The 22,266-nt window shown below is 72.2% G+C and carries 14 protein-coding genes; 11 read left to right on the top strand and 3 right to left on the bottom strand.

What is annotated here, in order from left to right:
• Positions 1-44: 44 nt before the first annotated feature.
• The 6 genes from O7612_RS18890 (at position 45) to O7612_RS18865 (ending at position 8,457) form a co-directional block, all read left to right on the top strand.
• Positions 45-1,094: an NAD-dependent epimerase/dehydratase family protein gene (locus O7612_RS18890; RefSeq protein ID WP_282266073.1), complete on the top strand. Its 1,050-nt coding sequence runs from the start codon at positions 45-47 to the stop codon at positions 1,092-1,094.
• Positions 1,091-2,533 carry a hypothetical protein gene (locus O7612_RS18885; protein ID WP_282266070.1) on the top strand — a complete coding sequence of 481 codons (1,443 nt, stop codon included), beginning with the start codon at positions 1,091-1,093 and terminating at the stop codon, positions 2,531-2,533. The genes O7612_RS18890 and O7612_RS18885 overlap by 4 nt, the downstream gene beginning before the upstream one ends.
• Positions 2,534-2,686: 153 nt before the next feature.
• Complete coding sequence (locus O7612_RS18880) at positions 2,687-4,465, top strand: DUF1996 domain-containing protein (RefSeq protein WP_282266068.1); 1,779 nt, start codon at positions 2,687-2,689, stop codon at positions 4,463-4,465.
• A 230-nt stretch (positions 4,466-4,695) separates the two neighbouring features.
• Positions 4,696-6,345, top strand: a complete 1,650-nt coding sequence (locus tag O7612_RS18875) for an amino acid adenylation domain-containing protein (protein ID WP_282266066.1) — start codon at positions 4,696-4,698, stop codon at positions 6,343-6,345.
• Positions 6,346-6,416: 71 nt separating this feature from the next.
• Complete coding sequence (locus O7612_RS18870) at positions 6,417-7,676, top strand: hypothetical protein (RefSeq protein ID WP_348774308.1); 1,260 nt, start codon at positions 6,417-6,419, stop codon at positions 7,674-7,676.
• Positions 7,677-7,692: 16 nt separating this feature from the next.
• Positions 7,693-8,457 (top strand): enoyl-CoA hydratase-related protein, encoded by a 765-nt coding sequence (locus O7612_RS18865; RefSeq protein WP_282266063.1) that lies wholly within the window; start codon positions 7,693-7,695, stop codon positions 8,455-8,457.
• Positions 8,458-8,498: 41 nt separating this feature from the next.
• On the opposite strand, the gene O7612_RS18860 is transcribed toward O7612_RS18865, so the two are convergent.
• A complete protein-coding gene (locus O7612_RS18860) occupies positions 8,499-9,179 on the bottom strand; it encodes a response regulator transcription factor (RefSeq protein ID WP_282266062.1) in 681 nt (226 codons plus the stop codon).
• A 55-nt stretch (positions 9,180-9,234) separates the two neighbouring features.
• Positions 9,235-10,632, bottom strand: a complete 1,398-nt coding sequence (locus O7612_RS18855) for a HAMP domain-containing sensor histidine kinase (protein WP_282266060.1) — start codon at positions 10,630-10,632, stop codon at positions 9,235-9,237.
• A 456-nt stretch (positions 10,633-11,088) separates the two neighbouring features.
• Between O7612_RS18855 and O7612_RS18850 the strand changes: the two genes are divergently transcribed.
• Positions 11,089-12,633, top strand: coding sequence for a non-reducing end alpha-L-arabinofuranosidase family hydrolase (locus O7612_RS18850; protein WP_282266059.1), 1,545 nt, complete (start codon positions 11,089-11,091; stop codon positions 12,631-12,633).
• Positions 12,634-13,328: 695 nt separating this feature from the next.
• On the opposite strand, the gene O7612_RS18845 is transcribed toward O7612_RS18850, so the two are convergent.
• On the bottom strand, positions 13,329-16,883 hold the full coding sequence (locus O7612_RS18845) for a ThuA domain-containing protein (protein WP_282266057.1): 3,555 nt from the start codon (positions 16,881-16,883) through the stop codon (positions 13,329-13,331).
• Between the two features lie 524 nt (positions 16,884-17,407).
• Between O7612_RS18845 and O7612_RS18840 the strand changes: the two genes are divergently transcribed.
• The 4 genes from O7612_RS18840 to O7612_RS18825 all read left to right on the top strand — a co-directional run bounded on the left by O7612_RS18840 (position 17,408) and on the right by O7612_RS18825 (position 22,262).
• Positions 17,408-18,919, top strand: coding sequence for a sugar ABC transporter ATP-binding protein (locus tag O7612_RS18840; RefSeq protein ID WP_282266054.1), 1,512 nt, complete (start codon positions 17,408-17,410; stop codon positions 18,917-18,919).
• Positions 18,920-19,092: 173 nt separating this feature from the next.
• The gene (locus tag O7612_RS18835) at positions 19,093-20,073 is read left to right on the top strand and encodes an ABC transporter permease (protein WP_282266052.1); all 981 of its coding nucleotides are present in this window, start codon (positions 19,093-19,095) and stop codon (positions 20,071-20,073) included.
• 2 nt (positions 20,074-20,075) lie between these two features.
• Positions 20,076-21,059, top strand: coding sequence for an ABC transporter permease (locus O7612_RS18830; protein ID WP_282266050.1), 984 nt, complete (start codon positions 20,076-20,078; stop codon positions 21,057-21,059).
• A 12-nt stretch (positions 21,060-21,071) separates the two neighbouring features.
• Positions 21,072-22,262, top strand: a complete 1,191-nt coding sequence (locus O7612_RS18825) for an ABC transporter substrate-binding protein (protein ID WP_282266047.1) — start codon at positions 21,072-21,074, stop codon at positions 22,260-22,262.
• The last annotated feature ends 4 nt before the right edge of the window (positions 22,263-22,266 follow it).

Genomic DNA, 22,266 nt, shown 5'->3' with positions numbered 1-22,266 from the left:
CGTCGCCGGGGGCATCGGCCACCTCCCGGCTCTACCGTCGGCGCGTGACCCACGTACTCGTCACCGGCGGCGCCGGTTTCATCGGAACCCATGTCGTGACCACCCTGCACGAGGCGGGCCACCGGGTGACCGTGCTGGACTCCGGTCACCCCGGCGCCCACCGGCAGCCGCTGCCGGACACCGTGGCGGGCGCTCCGCTCGTCCGGGCCGACCTGCGTGACCGGTCCGCCGTGGACAGGACGCTCGCCGGGGTGGACGTGGTGGTCCATAAGGCGGCCATGGTGGGACTCGGCGTCGACCTGGACGACCTGCCGGAATACGTCGGCTGCAACGACCTCGGCACGGCCGTCCTGCTCGCCGCGATGGCCCGCGCCGGGGTGCACCGGCTGGTGCTCGCCAGCTCCATGGTGGTCTACGGCGAGGGAGCCTACGCGTGTCCCGCGCACGGGCCGGTCCGTCCCGCCCCGCGTGCCGTCGCCGACCTGGCCGCCGCCCGCTTCGAGCCGACCTGCCCCACCTGTGGTGCCGTCGTCGCCCCCGGCCTGGTCGACGAGGACGCTCCGCTGGATCCGCGCAGCGGGTACGCCGCCACCAAGCTGGCCCAGGAACACCTCACCTCGATCTGGGCCCGGCAGACCGGCGGCTCCGTGGTGGCGCTGCGGTACCACAACGTCTACGGGCCGGGCATGCCCCGGGACACGCCGTACAGCGGGGTCGCGGCGATCTTCCGGTCCGCGATCGAGGCCGGACGGTCGCCCCGGCTGTTCGAGGACGGCGGCCAGCGCCGTGACTTCGTGCACGTCCGGGACGTGGCGGCGGCCAACCTGGCGGCGCTGGACGCGACCGGGACGCGTACCGGCTGGCGGGCGTACAACGTCGCCTCCGGACACCCGGCCACCATCGGCGAGCTGGCCGCCGCGCTCACCCGGGTCGCCGGTGGCCGTCCGCCGGTGGTCACCGGCGAGTTCCGGCTGGCCGACGTGCGGCACGTGGTCGCCTCGCCCGCGCGTGCCGAGGCCGAACTCGGCTTCCGGGCCGTGGTGGGACTCACCGACGGGATCGCGGAGTTCGCCCACGCACCGCTGCGCGGGTGAGCGCCCGGCCGCCCGGCCGCCCGCCGCGCGCCGACCTGATCGCCGCCGCCGCCGCGCTCGGCCTGTTCGCTCTGGCCGCCGTCACCGGCGGCGTGCTGTACCTGACGGGACACCCGGTGCACGCCAGCGCGGCGCCCCTGTTCGCGCAGTGGCTGCCGCACGTCGGCCCCGGCACCCCGCTGGCCGTACTGCTGGCGGTGCTGGTCTGGTGGCGCGGACCGGCGACGGCCGCCCGGCTGCCGTGGCGGCCGCTGCTCGCGCTCTCCTACGTCACCGCGGTGGCCTGGACGCTGTCGCTCGCCCTGATCGACGGCTGGCAGCGCGGCGTCGCCGGCCGGCTGACCACCGAGTTCGAGTACCTGCACGAGGTCCCCGGCGTCACCGACATCCCGGCGATGCTGGCCGGCTTCGCCGGCCGGATCCTCGACCTGCAACCGGATTCCTGGACCACCCACGTGTCCGGCCACCCGCCGGGGGCACTGCTCGTCTTCGTCCTGCTCGACCGGGTCGGGCTGGGCGGCGGCGGTTGGGCCGGCATGCTGTGCGTACTGGCGGCCGGGCTCGTCGCCGTCGCCGTGCCGCACACGGTACGGCTGCTCGGCACCGACGAGGCGGCCCGGGCCGTGGTGCCGTTCGTGGTGCTGTTCCCCGGCGCGGTCTGGTCGGGCGTCTCGGCCGACGGGCTGTTCGCCGGGGTGACCGCCACCGGAGTCGCCCTGGTGGCGCACGGGGCGGTCCGGGGGCGTGCGGTGGGCACGGTGGCCGGCGGCACCCTGTTGGCCCTCAGCTGCTACCTGTCCTACGGGCTGGTCCTGATGGCCCCGGTCGCGCTGGCGGTGGTCGTGCTCGCCGGCCGGCACCGGCGCTGGCGCACGGTGGGTGGCGTGTTGACCGGGGCGGTGCCGGTCGTCGTCGCGTTCACGGCCGCCGGTTTCTGGTGGCCCACCGGCTACCACCTCGTGATCGAACGCTACTACCAGGGTGTCGCCAGCGACCGGGCGTACGCCTACTGGGTCTGGGCCGACCTCGCGCTGGTCACCGTCGCCGCCGGGCCGGTGGCGGCGGTGATCGTCCGGCGTGCGGTGCTGGCCGCCCGGCGGGACGTGGCGTGGCGCCGGCCGGTCCTGCGCCGGCCGGTCCTGCCTGAGCCGGGCCTGTCCCGGCCGGGCCTGCCCCAGCCGGTCCTGGCTCGGTCGGGCCTGCTCCGGCCGGGTGCCGATCCGGCCGGGTGGCTGCTGGTCCTCGCCGCCACGGCGGTGATCCTCGCGGCGGACCTGTCCGGCTACAGCAAGGCCGAGGTCGAACGCATCTGGCTGCCCTTCACGGTCTGGCTGATGGCCGGCGCGGCCCTGGTCCCACCCGCCGACCGGCGTAGCTGGCTGGCCGTGCAGGCGGCGGTGGCGCTCACCGTCAACCACCTGCTCCTGACGGGCTGGTAGCCGGCGCGGCGGCAGCCGGGCACAACCTCGCGGCGGGGACTTCTTACCGAAGCATGACGTACCCGGCGGACGGTGACCTTCCACCGCCCGCCGGCCCGTATCCGAGGGCGACCACACATCACCGGAGCCGTTTCCGGCTTTGAGGAGATTCCGATGAACCGCAGAAAGAACGGGACGCCGCTGGTGCAGTCGCGGCCGGCCCGGCTCGCCATGGCGGCGGTCGTGCTGGCGGCCACCGGGGCGCTGACCGTCACCTTCGTCTCCAGCGGCGGCAAGGGCACCGCGGACGCCGCCACCAGCCTGGACCAGTTCGTCAAGATCGAGAACGTGGCGCCGAACGTGCGGAACCCGAAGCCGGCAGCCGGTGGGTCGACCGGCCGGTTCATCGTCGACTGCGGCACGAACGGCAACGGCAAGTTCAGCCCGGACAACCCGGTGGCCCAGCCCGGCATCCGCAACGGCGCCGAACACGTCCACGACTTCGTGGGCAACCTGGCCATCACCGCGAACTCCTCCGACGCCGACCTGGACGCCTCCGGCACCACCTGCCGCAACGGCGACAAGTCGTCCTACTTCTGGCCGGTCGTCCGCATCGACAAGTCCGTCCGCAGCGGCAACCAGGTCCAGCAGGCTCTCGCCCAGACCCAGCCGATGGTCGTCTGCCCCTCGGTCGGCAAGCAGCTGCGCGCCGTCCCCAGCGGAGCGCGGGCCACCGTCGACCGGCTGCTGGCCGAGCTGGACCGTCAGCAGGCCGCCGCGAACCAGCGGATGACCGCCAGCCGGGGGCGCATCGACGCCGCGTTCAACCGGCAGGTCATCGACTCGCTGCGGACCCGCCGCGCGGCCATGATCAAGGAGATCAGCCGTACGGTCACCGCTGCCGGCGGCAGCCAGCCGGGTCTGGTCTCGCTGGTCGAGTGCGACATCAGCTACGACGACATGCACGCCCGGATGCCCGGCGCGACCCACCGGGCGAGCGTCAGGGCCGCCCAGGCCGCGAATCCGCGGATCCAGTGCCCCACCGTGCGGGACAAGCTCCCCGGCGTGCCCGCCGGGGCGCTCGCCGAGGTGAACCGCAACCTCGACGAACTGGACCGGCAGATCTCCGAGGCCAACGAGCGCCTCGTCACCAGCCGGGGCCAGGGCGGTCCGGCCTTCGTCGACAACGCCATCCTCGGCCCGTTGCGCGCCAAGCGGACCGCCGTGCTCGACCGGATCGCCATCGCGATCGGGCGGCAGGCCGCCCGCCCGCAGGGTCTCGACGCGCTCGCCACCTGCACCCTGGACCAGGCCCCGGGCAACCCGGCGACGCCCGGCAATGCGCCGACGACCGCCGCGCCGACGACCGCCGCTACCGCGCTGCCCGATCCGCAGGGGCCGGATTTCGAACTGCCCGGCAACACCGGCGGCATCGTCCGTCCGGCGCAGGTGTTGATCGAGTACCGCGGCAATCCCGTCAGCACGGTGGTGCCGATGCCGAAGTTCCTCCGGGCGCTCACCGGCGACGCCAAGCCGACCAGCCGCGGTCCGGCCAACGCCCGCGCCACCTGGAGCTGCTCGGGCTTCGCCGACCGGCTCTCCGACAAGTACCCGATCTGCCCCGCCGGCAGCCGGGTCCAGCGGGTGCACGACTTCCCCGGGTGCTGGGACGGCAGGAACATCGACAGCGACAACCACCGTAACCACGTCGCGTTCGCCGACAAGGCCACCGGTGCCTGCCCGCAGGGCTTCCGGGCGATCCCGCAGCTGCGGATCACGGTGGCCTACGACATCGCCCGCGACGTGCAGGTCAAGGGTCAGTATGCGCTCGACTCGTTCCCCGAGGAGAACCACAACCCGTTCTCCGACCACAACGACTTCGTCAACGTGAACTCCGCCCAAACCATGCAACGCATCGTCACCTGCATCAACAAGGGCAAGAACTGCTCCTGACCGGCTGGTCGGCGTCGACGAGGGCAGGACCGGCTGCCGGCGATCCGACCGTCCACAGCTCAGGCGCGCTCCCGCACCGGGTCCTTTCGGGTGCGGGAGCGCGCCTGTCCGCGGTGCCACACCGGCACGGGCGTCCGGCCGCCGTACGGAATCTAAGACATTTCTCAAATGCATTGGCGAGCATCTATCTCGACCGCCGCACGGAGCGGCGGTCGGAACAGGAGCAGCCCATGTCCGTACGACAGTCCGGCACGATCGACGACGCGGCCCGCCCGGCCGGCACCCCTCCCGCCGCGCCGGACGGCTGGCGGGGACCACTGCTGGACCAGCTCACACCCCGCGAGCGCCGGCTCTTCCACCGGTTCGGCCAGGGACCGGCGGTACCCGTACCCGATCTGCGTATCCACCAGGCGTTCGCCCGCTGGGCCGCCGCCACCCCGCAGGCCGTCGCGGCCGAACACCTCGGGGTGCGGATCAGCTACCGCGAGCTGGACCGGCAGGCCAACCGGCTCGCCGACCGGCTGGTGGCGCTCGGGGTGCGGACCGGCGACACCGTGGGCGTCTTCGCCAGCCGGTCGATCCCGATGCTGGTGGGGATCCTGGCGACGCTCAAGGCCGGGGCCGCCTACGTCCCGCAGGACGTCCGGATCGCCCCGGCCGGGCAGTTGCGGCAGGTCACCTCGGCGGCCCGCTGCCGGGTGGTGCTGACCACGTCGACGGCGCTGGACACGGTGCCGGCGCTGCCCGGGGTGCCCCGGCTCGCGGTCGACGAGGTGATGGCCGAACCGCTGCCGCCGGGCCGGCACCTGACCGCCGCCCCGCCGGACCGGCCGGTCCGCGCCGACGACGGCTGCTACGTGCTGTTCACCTCCGGCACCACCGGCACCCCGAACGGTGTCACGGTGACCCACGGCAACGTGGCCAACATCCTGCTCACCGCCCCGGGCGACCTGGGCGTGCGGCCGGGTCGGCGGGTCGCCCAGCTGCTCAACGTCGCCTTCGACATGGCGGCCTGGGAGATCCTGGGCTGTCTGGCCAACGGTGGCACCCTGCTGGTGCGCGACCACGACCTCACCGCCACCGCCGCCCGCGCCGACGTGGTGATCGCCACCCCGTCGGTGCTCGGGCGGATCGACCTGGACCGGTGCGCGGGGGTAGGGGTGGTCGCCGTGGCGGGTGAGCCGTGCCCGCGCCCGCTGGCCGACCGCTGGGCCGCCGGCCGGGTCTTCTACAACTGCTGCGGCCCGACCGAGACCACCATCGTCAACACCATGCACCGGCACCGGCCCGGCGGCCCGCTCACCATCGGCCGGCCGACACCGAACAACACCGTCTACGTCCTCGACGCCGACGGTCGGCCCTGCCGGATCGGCGAGGCAGGTGAGATGTGGGCCGGCGGCGACTGCGTCTCCGCCGGCTACCTGGACAACGACGCGCTCAACGCCGAGCGGTACGCCCCGGACCCGTTCCTGGGCGGGGGCCGGCTGATGTTCCGCACCCGTGACCGGGGCCGCTGGCGTGCCGACGGGGAACTGGAGCACCTGGGCCGCACCGACGACCAGGTGAAGGTCCGGGGCTTCCGGGTCGAGCTGGACGCGGTGTCCGCCGTGCTGGAGACGGTGCCCGGCTGCCGGTGGGCGGTCACCCTCAGGCTGACCGACCGGGACCTGGTCTCCTTCGTCGCCCCGGCCGGGCTGGACCCGCAACGGTGCCGGGAGGCGGTGGCCGCCGCGCTGCCCTACTACTGCGTGCCGGCCGCCGTGCACCCGCTGGCGGAACTGCCGGTGACCGGGCGCGGCAAGGTCGACCGGGACGCCCTACGCCGGCTCGCCCTCGACCTGCGCTGGCAGGGGGCGCACCTCGGTGAGGCGGCGGCGTGACCGGCACCGGTCTGCGGGCCGCGCCGGCCCCGACGGGTCCGCCTCCGGCCCCGACGACCGGGTCCGGCGAGGTGCTGCCGCCGCCGGCCGGCACGCTGCGCCGGATTCTCGCCCACCCCCGGTTCATGCACCACCACCGTCTGGTGGCGGCGGTGCTCACCGGCAACGCCGTGCTGCTGGCGTACGGGTGGACCGCCGGTTGGTGGCGCGAGCCCGCCGCACTGGGCGACGCCGCCCTGGCGAACGTGGCGCTGGCGGTGCTGGTCCGCCAGCAGTACCTGGTCAACCTGTTCTTCTGGCTGGCCACCCGGGCGCCCACCCGCTGGCCGCTGCGGATCCGGGCGACGTTGGGCAAGGTCTACCACTTCGGGGGGGTGCACGTCGGCGCGGCGCTGGCCGGGACCGGGTGGTACCTGGCGCAGCTCGGCGCGCTGACCGTCGGCGACGGACCGGTCGGGGCGCTGCTCACCGGGTACGCCGCCGCCGTCCTGCTGCTGGCGGTCGTCGGCACCGCGCTGCCACCGGTCCGCTCCCGCCGGCACGACCTGTTCGAGCGCACCCACCGCCTCGGTGGCTGGGCGGCCCTGGCGCTGCTCTGGGCGCAGGCCGGTTTCCTGGCCGGCGGGCCGGTGGCGCTGGCCGGCTCCCCGCAGGGCGGGGTGCTCGCCGTGCTGACCGCCAGCATCGCCCTGCCCTGGCTACGGCTGCGCCGGGTGCCCGTGGTGGTGCATCGCCCCTCGTCGCACGTGGCACTGGCGCACTTCGACCACGGGGTGACCCCGTTCCCCGGTTCGTCCACGGCGGTCAGCCGCAGCCCGCTGTGGGAGTGGCACTCCTTCGCCAACGTGCCGACGCCGGGCCGCACCGGGTTCCGGCTGACGGTCTCCCGGGCCGGCGACTGGACCGGGCGGTTCATCGACGACGCGCCGGACCGGGTGTGGGTGAAGGGGATCAGCACGGCCGGGGTGGCGAACATCGAGACCCTGTTCCGGCGGGTGGTGTACGTGGCGACCGGCAGCGGGATCGGCCCGGTGCTGCCGCATCTGCTGGCCGGGCTGGTGCCGGCCCGCCTGGTCTGGGCGGCCCGCCGGCACCGGGAGACCTTCGGCGACGGGCTGGTCGACGAGATCCTCGCCCACCAGCCGGACGCGCTGCTGTGGGACACCGCCCGCGACGGCAAGCCCGACATGCTGCGGCTGGCCTGGCGGGTGTGCCGGGAGTTCGACGCCGAGGCGGTCATCTGCATCTCGAACCGCACCCTGACCTGGCAGGTGGTGCGGGGCATGGAGGAACGCGGCGTGCCCGCGTACGGCGCGATCTGGGATTCCTGAGCGGACGGAGGCGACGATGAGGATCACCGTGGAACAGGTCGACCGGGTGGTGACGGTGCGGTTGTGTCGGCCCGAGGTGCGTAACGCGCTGGACACCGGGCTGCTGACGGAGCTGGTCGGGACGCTGGGACCGCTGGACCGCGATCCGGGTGTGGGTTGCTTCGTGATCACCGGGTCGGAGCAGGTCTTCGCGGCCGGTGCCGACATCCGGGAGATGGCGGGCAAGTCCTTCCTGGACGTGGCGCTGGAGGATCACTTCGCGGGGTGGGACGCGTTCGCCGCGCTACGTACCCCGAAGATCGCGGCGGTGGCCGGGCACGCCCTCGGCGGTGGGTGTGAGCTGGCGATGATGTGCGACCTGGTCTTCGCGGCCGAGAACGCCCGGTTCGGGCAGCCGGAGCTGCGGTTGGGGGTGATGCCCGGTATCGGCGGCACGCAGCGGTTGACCCGGCTGGTCGGCGCGGCCCGGGCGATGGACCTGGTCCTCACCGGACGGCAGCTCGACGCGTGGGAGGCGGAACGGTACGGCCTGGTGTCCCGGGTGGTGCCGACGCAGCGGCTGCTGGCGGAGGCCCGGGCCGCCGCGGCGGTGGTGGCCGGGCATCCCCGGCTGGCGACGCTGCTGGCCCGGGAGGCGGTCCGGCAGGCCGAGGAGGTCGGTGTGCGGGCCGGGGTGCTGTTCGAGCGACGGGCCTTCCACACCCTGTTCGCCACCGAGGACCAGCGGGAGGGCATGGCCGCCTTCCTGGAGAAGCGTCCGGCCCGGTTCGCGGGTCGCTGAGCCGCCGGCCGCCCGGGGCCGACGGTCCCGGGCGGCCGGCTCTACAGCGCGCCGATCTGGTAGCCGAGTCCGTGCACGGTGCGTACCACGCCGTCGCCGAGCTTGCGCCGCAGGTAGTGCACGTACGTGTCGACCACCGCCTCGGTCCGGTCGGGACCGAAGACCCGGCCGCGTAGCTGGCTGCGGCTGTGCACCATCCGGGGCTGGGTGGCGAGCAGCCGGATCAGGTCGAACTCCCGTCCGCTGAGCGTCACCTGCCGACCGTCGGGCAGTCGTACCCCGCGCTGGGCCAGGTCGAGCTGCCCCGCGCCGATGGGGATCCACTCGGCCCCGTCGAAGCGGCGGCGGGTCAGCGCCCGGACCCGGGCCATCAGCTCCGGCACCTCGAACGGCTTCGGCAGGTAGTCGTCGGCGCCCGCGTCCAGGCCCCGGATCCGCTCGTCGGGATCGGCCAGCGCGCTGAGCATGAGCACCCGGGCGCCGACCGCACGGCGTCGTAGCCGGACGAGCAGGTCGACGCCGTCGATGGCCGGTAGCCGACGGTCCAACATGATCACCTGGTACCGGCCGCGCAGGGCCAGGTGCAGGCCCCGCTGGCCGTCCCGGGCCAGGTCGATCGGGTATCCGGCCCGGCGGAACAGCTCGACCAGCATGTCGGCGAGTTCCGTGTCGTCCTCGACGAGGAGCAACGGGCCGTGCGCCGGTGGTGACGGGTCGGTCATCCGTTCATGGTCGCACCGAAACGGCCTAAGGTTGACCCGCGGAATTCTTCACCGGTCAGAACCTGCTCATCTCGTGCTCCCGGTCCGTCCGGTCCCGGTTGGCCCGCCAGCAGAACGGCCACCAGCCCCCGGCGGGGTCGCCCTCCGTCGGTGGCCCGCCGCCCGGATCCCCGCCGGGCACCGGCAGCCGTACGGTGAAGGTGGCCCCCGTCCCGGGCCGCCCGGCGGCGCTGATCGTGCCGCCGTGCGCGGTGACCACCTCGCGGACCAGGGCCAACCCGAGTCCGAGGCGGCGGTCCCCGGCGTCGGGGCCCCGGTGGAAGCGGTCGAAGATCCGGTCGGTGTGCCGCGGGTCGAGGCCCCGGCCGGAGTCGCTGACCACCAGCTCGACGTGGCCCGCGCCGGCCGGGCGCAACCGCACCTCGACCCGACCGCCGGTCGGGGTGTGGTGCAGGGCGTTCGCCAGCAGCTCCGCCACCACCCGACGCAGCGCGGACCCGACGCCGCAGACCGGCACCGGGGCGTCCCCGCCGGCCACGGTGAGCGTCACGTCGTGTTCGGCGGCGCGGGGCGCGTCGGCCTCGACCGCCTCGCTGACGAGCGCGGCGAGGTCGACGGTGGCCGCCGGTCGGGCCGTCGGGTCGGCCAGCCGGGCGGACAGGAGCAGCTCGTCGACGATCTCCCCGAGCAGTCGGGTGGTACGCAGCAGCCGGTCCAGGTCCTGCTGTGCGGTCCCGGTGTCGGCGCAGGCCGACCGCTGTGCCAGCAACTGTGCCGCCGTGTGCACCCGGGTGATCGGGGCGCGCAGCTCGTGACTGGCGTCGGCGACGAACCGGCGCTGCCGGTCGAGCGCCTCGGCCAGCGGCTGTACCGACCTGCGACGCAACCGCAGATCGGTCGCGGTGGCGGCGACCAGGACCGCCACCGCGGCGGCCGTCACCCCCCAGAGCAGGTGCCGCCGCTCGGCGCGCTGGAACCGGGCATCGAAGACCACCTGCACGACCTCGCCGCCGCGCTGCTGCGTACGCACGTGGTAAGCCGTGCCGTTGCGGGTCACCTGCTCGACCTGTGGTCGGCCGGTGCGGGCCACGGTGTGGATGGCCGCGTGCCGGGGGAAACCGGCCGGGGGTGAGCCGGCGTGCCCGGTGTCGCTCGCGCCGCCGAAGATCCAGGTGCAGCCGGACGGGTCGGCCGGGCGGCCGTGCACCATCGCCCAGTCCAGCTCGTGGTTGATCTTCGCCTGCTGGACGTGCAGCAGGGCGGCGTAACCGAGCCCGCCGACCAGGATCAGCAGCGTGACGACCAGCAGGCCGACGGCGAGTCCGGTGCGGGGCCGGGCGCGACGTACGGCCGGACGGAGGCCGTCGCCGGTCAGCGGCACCGCGCTGCCGCTCCCGGCCGGTCCGCCCCGGTGCTGCCCGGTCCGTCGGCGACGCCATCGACCCACATTCATCGAAGATGGCACATCGCCCAGCCGATCGGAAGGGACGGGTGGTGTCCCGGTGGGCGACGGATGGTGGATGGACGGTGACGGCGGCGGTCCCGGCCGGCGGGCGGGGGAGTGAGCGTTAACATCACGACGTGGATCGATGACCTGTTGCCGGGCATCGGGGGTGGCGGGGGCGGGGCGGGTGCTCTGAGCGGGTCTTGAGCCATATGAAACGCTCTGGTAACATCGCCGGATCTGAATGGAAACCCTGTCGGTCCGTTCGCCTCCCCACCACTGGATCAAGGATGGGCTCGACGGTCAACTGTCAATGTGAACGTTCACATTGCCGGTCGACCCCGGTCCCGACGACGGACCGGCCGGCGGGCACCGGTCGCGACACCACCGGCGGTCCGCGGCGACGACGTCACCGCGCAGGGATCGTCCCCTTCAGGCTCCACCCGTCCTCATGAAGGAGCACCCATGCACCTCCTGGCTGACCCATCCGGCCCGGTGACCCGCCAGCCGGGTCACCGACGCCGGCGATGGCTGCTGCCGGCGGCCACGGCGATCGTGACCGCCCTGAGCGGCGGGGTCGTCGTCGCGGCCACCGTCACCGAGGCCGCCGCCGCCACGATCGACACCAGCGCCTCGTACGTGCTGGTCAACCGCAACAGCGGCAAGGCCCTCGACGTCTACAACCTGGCCACCAACGACGGGGCCCGGATCACCCAGTGGACCCGCAACGACGGCTCCCAGCAGCAGTGGCAGTTCGTCGACTCCGGCGGCGGCTACTACCGGCTGAAGTCGAAGCTGTCCGGCAAGGTGCTCGACGTCTACAACAAGTCGACCGCCGACGGCGGGGCGATCGTGCAGTGGACCGACAACAACGGCGCCAACCAGCAGTTCAGCATCCAGGACATCGACGGCTACATCCAGCTGATCAACCGCAACAGCGGCAAGGCCGTCGAGGTGCAGGGCGCGTCCACCGCCGACGGCGGCAACATCGTGCAGTACGCCGACTGGAACGGCACCAACCAGCAGTGGCAGCTCGTCAAGATCGGTGGCACCACCCCGACCACCCCGCCGCCCACGACCCCGCCGCCGGGCGGCAACTGCACACTGCCGTCGTCGTACCGGTGGTCGTCGACGGGTCCGCTGGCCACCCCGAAGTCGGGCTGGGTGTCGCTGAAGGACTTCACGGTCGCCCCGTACAACGGCAGGCAGCTCGTCTACGCCACCACGCACGACTTCGGCAGCTCGTGGGGGTCGATGAACTTCGGCCTGTTCACGAACTGGTCGGAGATGGCCTCGGCGTCGCAGAACACCATGAGCCAGGGCACCGTCGCGCCGTCGCTGTTCTACTTCGCGCCGAAGAACATCTGGGTGCTCGCCTACCAGTGGGGTGGCGCGGCGTTCTCGTACCGTACGTCGACCGACCCGACCAACCCGAACGGGTGGGGTCCGGCCCAGACGATGTTCACCGGCACCATCTCCGGCTCCGGCACCGGCCCGATCGACCAGACCCTGATCGCCGACAGCCAGAACATGTACCTGTTCTTCGCCGGTGACAACGGCAAGATCTACCGGGCCAGCATGCCGATCGGGAACTTCCCGGGCAACTTCGGTTCCAGCTACACGACCATCATGAGCGACACCTCGGAGAACATCTTCGAGGCGCCGCAGGTCTACAAGGTCGCGGGCCAGAACCAGTACCTGATGATCATCGAGGCCAGGACCAGCTCCTGGGAACGCTACTTCCGCTCGTTCACGGCGACCAGCCTGAACGGCACCTGGACGCCGAACGCGGCGACCTACAACAACCCGTTCGCGGGCAAGGTCAACAGCGGTGCCACCTGGACCAACGACATCAGCCACGGCGAGCTGCTGCGCACCAGCGCCGACCAGACCATGACCATCGACCCGTGCAACCTGCAACTGCTCTACCAGGGCCGTTCGCCCAGCTCCGACGGCGTGGACTACGGCCTGCTGCCCTACCGGCCGGGTCTGCTCACCCGGCAGCGCTGAGGACGTGCCCGCCGGACCCCGGAGGTTCCTGAGGTCCGCCGGTGGCCGGGATGGACCGGGCCGCCGGACCACCTGAACAGCAGGTGCACCACCGATCGGCAGGGCCCGCACCTCGGGCCCTGCCGATCACCGTCTCCGCGCCGAGGCCCGGGGGCGGGACAGCACCGGCCTGCCGGCCGGAACCGTCGGGTGCCGTCCACGACCGGGGGGTTCCGGCCGTCGGCCACCGGAGGCGAACCGGTGCCCCTGCCGGGTAGCTGCGTGCCCCCGGGGCGCCTGCGTGCTCCGGGGCGCCTGCGTGCTCCGGGGCGCCTGCGTGCTCCGGGGCGCCTGCGTGCCCCCGGGGTGCCTGCGTGCCCCGGGGTGCCTGCGTGCCCCTCCCCGGGGCGACGTCGGCGGTGACCGCCCCCACCGGTCGTGGCGGTGAGGCGACCGACCGGAGAATGCACGCCTACCGGGTCCGCCGCGCGGGGCACGGCGCTGCCCGGGCGGTCCTGGGGGGAGCAGGCTGCGGCGGCCCGTCCCGTCGCGCGGCGGCGATCCGGCGTCCCGCTGGTCGTCGCGTCGGCCCGGACCGGGGCGGCCCGCCTGCCACCCCGTACGGCGGGGTGGCGACACGACCGGAGAGGGCCGGCTCCGACCTGCGGAGCCGGCCCTCCCGGCCTACCGTCGCCACGGCGGCGACGGGTGGGGCGTCACACCTGGGTGAACCGCCACTGCTGGTTGGTCGCGCTGTGGCAGGTCCACTGCAACAGCCGCGCACCGTCGTTGGTGGCGGCACCGTTGACGTCCAGACAGAGCCCGCTCTGCACGTTGCGCACCGTGTAGACCCCGGCGGTCGTGGTCGCCGTCGCGGTGAACTTCTGCTGGTTGCCGTTGTTGCAGGTGGCCTGCTGGAGGAACGCCCCCGCCGTGGTGGAACCGCCGATCACCTCGGCGCACTTGTTGCTGTGCACCGCCTTCAGGTAGACCGCGCCGTTGCCGGCGTCCACCGCCTGCCACTTCTGGTTGTTGCCACCGGTGGCCGCCCACTGGGTGAGCTGCGCGCCGTCGGCGGTGGAGACGCCGCTGACGTCCATCAGCTTCCCGCTGTGCAGGGCGGTGAGCGTCCAGGTCTTCCCCGCCACGCCGGTGCCGGTGCCGGTGCCGGGCGTGCCGACACCGTTCCCGCCGAAGGTGTGCGAGTCGAGGTCGAACCAGTTGTTCGTGCTGCCCTTGAACACCATGTAGAGCGTCTGCGTACCGGCCAGCGCGGCCACGCTCACCGGTGCGGTGGACTGGTAGTTGTTCCAGCCGCCGGTGCTGGGCACCGGGGTGGTGGCCAGCAGGGTGCCGGTCGGCGAGCCGGCCCGCAGCTCGATCGTGCCGCCACCGGAGGGCGACGACAGCCGGTAGCTGACCGTCGAGATGCCCGCCAGGCTCATCGGGGTGAACGCGATCCAGTCGTTGTTGGAGATGTCGCCGACCCGCTTGGTGCTCTCCGCGCCGGCCTCGTCGACCACCCGGATGCCGGACTGGCTGCTGAAGTACTCGGCCTGCTTGTGCTTCGGCTGGAGGATCGCCTGCGCGGTGCCGGTCAGCGGGGACGAGCCGCCCGGGCCACCGTTGTCGGTGTAGCGCGCGTTGAGCACGTAGAACAGGTTGGCGCCGTCCGGGTGCCCGCCGAGCAGGTCGGTGGAGATGGTGCCGGAGCAGCCCGGGTACTCGGTGGTCTCGTGCGCGTGGTCGTCGTGGCCCAGCGCCGGGTTGAGGACCACCTTGCTGCAGTCGACCGTGCCGCCGTCCGGATCGGTGACGGTGATCTGGTACGACACCTTGTCACCGAAGGTGAGCATGCCGCCGCTGGCCGGTGTGGTGATGGTGACCACCGGCGCGGAGTTGCCCACGGTGATCTGGACGTTGGCGAAGCCCGTCTTGCCGGTGTTGTCGGTGACCTTCAACTGCGCCGTGTAGTTGCCGTTGGTGGTGTAGACGTGCGACGGGTTGGCCGCCGTCGAGGTGGTGCCGTCCCCGAACGTCCACTGGTAGCTGAGCGTGTTGCCCGGGTCCGGGTCGGCCGTGCCGGCGCTGCTGAACTGGACGTTCAGCGGGGCCAGACCGCTGGTGGGCGTTCCGACGGCCTTGGCGATGGGCGACCGGCCACCCTGGATGTAGTCGATCCGGTAGAGCCCGGAGTCGCTGTTGCCGCCACCGAAGTTGGTGCCCCACTCCAGCACGTAGAGCGAGCCGTCCTTGCCGAACTCCAGGTCCATCGGCTTGTTGAACCGTCCGCCGGGCAGGAACGTGTTGGTGCGGGTCACCGCCGTCGCGGAGTCGAAGTGCACCTCCTTGATGTAGCTGCGGGACCACTCGTAGAAGAAGTGCACGCCGTCGTAGTAGGGCGGGAACTTGGTGGCCGACGGGTTCGCCGGGTCGTACCGGTAGACCGGTCCGCCCATCGGGCCGGAGCCCCCGGAGCCGAGTTCCGGGAAGGTCGTCGAGGTGCCGTAGCCGTACCACATGTTCGGTGCGACGACCGGCTGCAGGCTGGTCAGGCCGGTGTTGTTGGGCGAGTTGTTGACCGGGGCGTTGCAGTTGAACTTGGCGCCGACGACGCCGGTGTCCGGGTTGAACGGCGCGTACGGCTGGTTGTTGCCGTGGCAGAACGGCCACCCGTAGTTGCCGGGCGACTTGATCACGTTGAGCTCGACCAGGCCCTCGGGGCCACGGTTGGTGGTGGGCGGGTTGCGGTCCGGTCCGTAGTCGGCCAGGTAGACCCAGCCGTTGCTCGGGTCGATCGAGAAGCGGAACGGGTTGCGGAAGCCCATCGCGTAGATCTCGGGCCGGGTCTGCGCCGTGCCCTGGGGGTAGAGGTTGCCGGTCGGGACGGTGTAGCCGCCGCTGGCCGACGGACGGATCCGCAGCAGCTTGCCGCGCAGGTCGTTGGTGTTGCCGGCGCTGCGGGCGGCGTCCAGGTTGGACTTGCCGGGCCGCCAGTCCAGCGGCGCGTAGCCCTGCCAGTTGGGGTCGAGGTTGGGCGGCGTGTCGTCGCCGGTGCCGATGTAGAGGTTCCCGTCCGGGCCGAAGTCGAGGTAGCCACCGGTGTGGCCGGGCTCGGGGAAGGTGCGGTCACGGTAGGCCGGGATGTCGATGATCCGGGCCTCGGTGGAGAGGTTGAGGGTGTCCCCGGTGAGCGTGTAGCGGGAGACGCGGTTGACGTCGGTGCTGCTGCTCGCCGGTGAGTGGTACAGGTACACGTACCCGTTGGTGGCGAAGTTCGGGTCGATCGCCATGCCGGTGAGACCGTCCTCGCCGCCGGTGTAGACGCTCAGCGTGGCGGCGGTGACGGTGCTGTTGGTGGTCGGCTTGAAGATCTTGACCTGGCCGCCGCGCTGGACGTACATGACCCGGCCGTCGGGCAGCACGTTCAGCGCCATCGGGTCGACCGTGTTGTCGTCCAGGGTGCGCTTCTCGAAGTTGCCCCACACGGTGCCGCCGCAGTCACCGGGCAGGTTCCCGGCGGCCCACTTCACGCCGCCGAGCACGTGGTTGCGGAAGTTCGTCTCGCTGTACGAGTCGATCGCGTGGCCCATCGCGGTGGCCCACACCCGTCCACCGGCGGCGCTGCGGCACCAGGAGATCGGGTGGTCCGGACCCATCGCCCGGGAGCCCGGGTTGTAGGTGCGCTCGTCCGCGGTCACCAGCACGTGCACGTTGCCGCGCGGGTTGCTGTCGAAGTTGTACCACTCCTCGCTGCGGTTCCAGCGGTCCGGCAGGCCGGTCGTCGACGGGTGCTGCTTGTCGGCGACGATGGCGGTGCCGGGGAGCACGCCGGGGGAGTGCTCGGGCATGTGGGCGCCGCCGTTGAGGGTCTGGTCCCACCAGGGGTACTCGCCCTCGATGCCCATGTCCAGGGCGTTGTGGATGCCGACGATGCCCTTGCCGCTGGCCAGGTAGCCCTCCACGGCCTGCCGTTGGGCGGCCGAGGTCCAGACCATGCCGGAGGTCTGGAACATGATGATCACGTCGAAGGTGGCGAGGTTGGCTGCCGTGAAGACGCTGGAGTCCTCGGTCTGTACCAGCTCGAAGTTGTTGGCCGCCGCCTGCTGCTGGAACATGCTGATCCCGGCGGGGATCGAGTCGTGCCGGTAGCCGACCGTCTTGGTGAACAGCAGGGCGCGGAAGGCCGGGGCCGCCGACGCGGGTGGGGCGAGGCCGAGAGACATCAACAGGCCGGCGATCATGGCGATGAGCAGTGTGGTACGACGCATGCCGTCTCCTCGTTTTCGGCGGGCAACTCCTGGCGACCGTGGGTCCGTCGGCGCGCAGGTGGTGCCTGGGCGCACGACGGGGCACGGGTGTGCTGCTCGGGTCGTCGTGCCGTCCGCCGTAACGGCCGTCAGCCCCGCAAAGCGTCACTGAGAGTGACGTGGATGGTGTTCTCGTCCCGTGGGCCGCGAGGTCAGGATCGTTCAGTCATCGACAACTGTCAATGGATGGGCAGAGGTTCGATGTTTCGACGGGTCGGCGGTGGTCGTCCGTCGCCCCGTCGGCGCGGCGCCGGTGCCGACCGGCTGGGGGTGTGCTGGGAATTGCGTCAGCCGGAGGATTGTGGACAGGCATCGAAACATCTATCTTCATACGTGTGATGTTTCGTCGATGTCAAGGAAAGTTTGCGTCGGCGCGACGTAAGAGTTTGTTGCAGGTGGCGAAAGTCCCCCCGGCGGGCTCCCCGGCCGGGTCGGACCCCGGGGGCAAACCAGCACCATGACTACTTTCTGTGAGGGCTTTCGGAATGCCAGACGCACCGCCGACGTCGCTGCTCACCCTTCGGGGCATCGGCAAGTCCTTCCTCGGGGTGCGCGTCCTCGACGGTGTCGACCTCGACGTCGCGCCCGGTGAGGTGCACGCCGTCGTCGGTGAGAACGGCGCCGGGAAGTCCACCCTGATGAAGATCGTCTCCGGCGGGTACGCCCCGGACGAGGGCACCGTCGAGATCGCCGGTCGACCGTGCGTCTTCCGTGGGCCGCGCGACGCCCAACGGGCCGGGGTCGGGATCATCCACCAGGAGTTCAACCTGCTGCCCGAGCGCACCGTCGCCGAGAACGTCTACCTGGGACACGAGCCGGTGCGCCGGGGGCTGGTCGACCGGCGCGCGATGCGTGAGCGCACCGACCGGCTGCTCGCCTCGATCGGGGAGACCACCCTCGCCGCCGATGCCCGGGTGGGTCAGCTCGGCGTCGCCCAGCAGCAGGTCGTCGAGATCGCCAAGGCGCTCGCCCTGGACGCCCGGCTGCTCATCATGGACGAGCCGACCGCGGCCCTGGCCGACCACGAGGTCGAACTGCTCTACGGGCTGGTACGCCGGCTCCAGCACCGCGGCATCGGCGTGCTGTACGTCTCGCACCGGCTCACCGAGGTCTTCGACCTGTCCGGACGGATCACGGTCCTCAAGGACGGCCGCCGGGTCACCACCGTGGACACCGCCGGTACCACCACCGACGAACTGGTACGGCACATGGTCGGTCGGGAGCTGTCCAGCTACTACCCGGAGCGCGCCGGCCCCGCCGACCGTGGCCCGGTCCGGCTCACCGTCCGGGGTGCGGGAAACCGGAAGCTGCGCGGGATCGACCTGGAACTGCGGGCCGGTGAGGTGCTCGGCGTCGGTGGCCTCCAGGGCTCCGGGCGGTCCGCGTTGGCCCGCGCCCTCTTCGGCGTCGCCCCGTTCACCACCGGCGACGTGACACTGGACGGCGGACCGGTCCGGCTGCGCTCACCCCGCACCGCGATGCGGGCCGGCATCGCGTACGTCACCGAGGACCGCAAGGGCGAGGGGATCGTGCCCCGCCAGTCGGTGCTCGACAACGCGCTGCTCGCCAGCCGGGCCGTCTTCGCCACCCGCTCCGGTCGCGCCGCCCGTACCGCCCGGATCCGGGACCTGCTCGCCGCCGTCGAGGTCCGGGCCGCCGGTGACGACCAGGAGATCCGTTTCCTGTCGGGCGGCAACCAGCAGAAGGTCGTGCTGGCCCGGTGGCTCGCCCTCGACCCGCGGGTCCTGCTCTTCGACGAGCCCACCCGGGGCATCGACGTGGGAGCGAAGTCGGCCATCCACGACCTCGTCCGACGGCTGGCCCGTGACGGCGCGGCCGTGTTGATGATCTCGTCCGACCTCCCGGAGCTGCTGGGCATGAGCGACCGGATCGTCGTCATGCGCGACGGACTGATCGCCGGCGAACTACCCGCCGGCGCGACCGAGGAGGACGTGGTGGCCCTGGCCGTCGGCCACGTCCCGGAGGTGGCCCGGTGAGTGCGAGGAGTGAGCCGGTGTTGCGAGCCCCGCAGTCGCGAACGGCGGCGGTCCGGTGAGTGCGAGGAGTGAGCCGGTGTTGCGAGCCCCGCAGTCGCGAACGGCGGCGGTCCGGTGAGTGCGAGGAGTGAGCCGGTGTTGCGAGCCCCGCAGTCGCGAACGGAGTTGAAACGGTGAGTGGCCTGTCGTTGTCGCTGTTACCGGCCCGACGGGCCGTGCCGGGCGTGTTCGTGGCCCTGGCTCTCACCCTCGCGGTCGGTTGGCTGGTCGTCCTGGCCGACGGCGGGCAGTTGTTCAACCAGTCGACAACGGTGAGCCTGCTGCACGTCGCCGCCGGTCTCGGGCTCGTCGCCGTCGGCCAGAGCCTGGTCATCCTCGGCGGCTCGCTCGACCTTTCCGTGGCGTACGTGATCAGTCTCAGCACCCTCGTCGCGGCCGAGACGATGAACGGCAGCGACGGCGCGCTGCTGCCGGCGGTCGGCCTCGCGCTCGCGGTCAGCGCCGCCGTCGGGCTGCTCAACGGGCTGCTCGTGACCAGACTGCGGATCAACGCGTTCATCGCGACCCTCGGCGTCGGGCTGCTGCTCAAGGGGTACCTCGACAGCAACTACGACGGCCCGGCCGGCAGCACCTCACCCGGCCTCGTGCAGTCCCTCGGCTACCAGCGGGTCGGCCCGGTGCCGGTGTCGTTCCTGCTGCTGCTGGCGGTGACCGGGGCGGCCTGGTTCGCGCTCTCCCGGACCCGCTTCGGTCACCACCTGGTCGCCGTCGGCGGCGATCCGGAGGTGGCCCGGCTCTCCGGCGTCCGCAACGACCGGGTCCTGGTCACCGCGCACGTGCTGTGCTCGCTGTGCGCCGGGCTCGCCGGGATCTACCTGGCCAGCCGGCTCGGGTCGGGAGCGCCCCGGGTGGGCACCGAGGGGCTCTACGACCTGGAGTCGATCGCCGCGGTGGTGATCGGCGGCACCGCGCTCGCCGGTGGGCGTGGCGGCGTCGTCGGCACGGTCGGCGGGGTGCTGCTGCTCGCCAGTATCGACGCGATCTTCAACCAGCTCGAGGTGGACGCGTTCTTCAAGCAGGTGATCAGGGGCGTCATCATCATCGCCGCGGTCGCCGTCTACGCCCGTCGGGCTCTGCGAAAGGCGGCGGCCTAGCCATGCAGCTCGTCCAGCGTCGCCCGGCGCCCCAGCTCCGGGCCCGGTTCCGCCCCGGCGGGGTGCTGCCGATCGTGGTGATCCTCGTGGTGCTGCTGGTGCTCGTCGGCATCCGGCAGCCCGACTTCCTCGACCCCCCGTCGTTGATGTCCTTCCTCGGCCGGTCCGCGCCGGTCATCCTGCTCGCCGCCGGTCAGTACTTCGTGATCGTCTCCGGCGAGTTCGACCTCTCGGTGGGGTCGCTGGTCACCGCGCAGGTGGTCGTCGCGGCCCGGCTGATCGACGACGATCCGGCCCGCACCTGGCCGGTGGTGCTGCTCCTGCTCGCCTTCGGCGCGTTGGTGGGGCTGGTCAACGGGCTGATCACCACACGCCTACGGGTGCCGTCGTTCATCACCACCCTCGGCATGTACCTGATCCTGGTCGGCGCGGTCTACCTGTGGTCCGACGGCGCTCCGAAGGGCGGGCTCCCCGAGGAGTTCCGGCGGTTCGGCCGGCGGGCCGTCGAGGACGTGCCGGTGCTCGGCCGGCTGCCGTACGCGCTGCTGGTGCTGGTGGTCCTCGCGGCGCTCGCGGTGGTGCTGATGCGGTCCGACTTCGGCCGGACGCTGCTCGCCGTCGGCGACAACCCGCGCACCGCGCAACTGAGCGGGGTACGGGTCTGGCGTACCCGGACCGTCGCCTTCGTCCTCAGCGGGCTGGCGGCGGCCGTGGCGGCGATCCTGCTGGGCGGCTACAGCGGGGTGTCGTTCCAGGCCGGCGCGGGCCTGGAGTTCGGCGCGATCACCGCGGTCGTCCTCGGCGGGGTGGTGCTGGGCGGCGGCCGAGGCTCGGTGGTCGGCGCGATGCTCGGCGCGCTGACCCTGGAACTGCTGTTCGCCCTCATGAACTTCTACGGCGTCTCCGGCGCTCTCAGATCCACCGTCCAGGGCGCGATCATCCTGCTCGCCGTGGCGGTCTCGGCAACCCGTCCTTCGTCACGATAAGGGGAGACCATAGTGCGACGCTCCATGACGGCCCTGGCCGCCGTCACCCTGCTGTCCCTCACCGCCTGCGCCACCGACGAACCGGGCGCGGGGCCGGCGGGGAGTCCCTCCTCCTCCGCCTCCGCCGGGGCGGGCACCGGGGAACAGTCGAAGTTCTTCGTGCAGGCCGACTACGACGCCGAGCTGGCCCTGCTCGGGGCCACCCCGACCGGTGCGGCGGACCGGCCGTGGGAGCAGGTGCTCAACCCGAGCATGGTGGAGACCGCCACGTTCAGGAAGGCCGGGCCGCACAAGATCTGTTTCTCCAACGCGGCGCTGAACAACCCCTGGCGGCAGGTCGGGTTCAAGACCATGCAGGCCGAGGTGGCGGCCCAGAAGAGCCGCATCAAGGAGTTCGTGCACGTCGACGCCGAGGGCAAGGACCAGAAGCAGATCGCCGACATCAACGACCTGCTCGGCAAGGGCTGCGACGCGCTCATCGTCTCGCCGAACACCACCGCCACCCTCACCCCGGCCGTCGAGGCGGCCTGCAAGGCCGGGCTGCCGGTGGTCGTGTTCGACCGGGGGGTCAACACGAAGTGCCCGGTGACGTTCATCAACCCGATCGGCGGCTACGGCTTCGGTCACGTCGGGGCCGAGTTCGTCAGCCAGCAGATGAAGCCCGGCGGCAAGCTCCTCGCCCTGCGGATCCTGCCCGGCGTCGACGTCCTGGAGACCCGCTGGTCGGCGGCGAAGGTGGCGTTCGACAAGGCGAAGGTGGACGTGGTGGGGGTCGAGTTCACCGACGGCGACCCGGCCAAGACCAAGAAGATCGTCGACGACTACATCCAGCGGTACGGCACCATCGACGGCGTCTGGATGGACGCCGGTGCGGTGGCCGTCGCGGCGGTCGAGGCGTTCCAGGACGCGGGCAAGCCGGTGCCGCCGATCAACGGCGAGGACCAGCTCGACTTCCTGAAGATCTGGAAGGACAAGAAGCTCACCGCGATCGCGCCGACCTACCCGACCTACCAGTGGCGCACGCCGATCATCGCCGCGCTGCGGATCCTCGACGGTCAGCCGGTGTCCAACCCGTGGAAGCTGCCCCAGCCGACCATCACCCAGGACAACCTGGACCGGTACCTCGACGCGGACATGCCGCCGCTGCACTACGCGATGTGCGGCTGCACCGACCTGCCCGGTTACCCGCAGCGCTGGAAGTAGGCCC

Origin of the sequence: Micromonospora sp. WMMD987 (assembly GCF_029581435.1) — a bacterium.
GTDB classification, from domain to species: domain Bacteria; phylum Actinomycetota; class Actinomycetes; order Mycobacteriales; family Micromonosporaceae; genus Micromonospora; species Micromonospora rifamycinica.
The sequence above is the reverse complement of the archived record's forward strand: the minus strand, read 5'-3'. Positions and strand labels throughout refer to the sequence as shown.

Bases quoted from the DNA above. Each gene is read 5' to 3' on its own strand.
- O7612_RS18880 (WP_282266068.1), top strand. From the start codon at position 2,687: ATGAACCGCAGAAAGAACGGGACGCCGCTGGTGCAGTCGCGGCCGGCC.
- O7612_RS18875 (WP_282266066.1), top strand. From the start codon at position 4,696: ATGTCCGTACGACAGTCCGGCACGATCGACGACGCGGCCCGCCCGGCC.
- O7612_RS18865 (WP_282266063.1), top strand. From the start codon at position 7,693: ATGAGGATCACCGTGGAACAGGTCGACCGGGTGGTGACGGTGCGGTTG.
- O7612_RS18860 (WP_282266062.1), bottom strand. From the start codon at position 9,179: ATGACCGACCCGTCACCACCGGCGCACGGCCCGTTGCTCCTCGTCGAG.
- O7612_RS18855 (WP_282266060.1), bottom strand. From the start codon at position 10,632: ATGAATGTGGGTCGATGGCGTCGCCGACGGACCGGGCAGCACCGGGGC.
- O7612_RS18850 (WP_282266059.1), top strand. From the start codon at position 11,089: ATGCACCTCCTGGCTGACCCATCCGGCCCGGTGACCCGCCAGCCGGGT.
- O7612_RS18845 (WP_282266057.1), bottom strand. From the start codon at position 16,883: ATGCGTCGTACCACACTGCTCATCGCCATGATCGCCGGCCTGTTGATG.
- O7612_RS18840 (WP_282266054.1), top strand. From the start codon at position 17,408: ATGCCAGACGCACCGCCGACGTCGCTGCTCACCCTTCGGGGCATCGGC.
- O7612_RS18830 (WP_282266050.1), top strand. From the start codon at position 20,076: ATGCAGCTCGTCCAGCGTCGCCCGGCGCCCCAGCTCCGGGCCCGGTTC.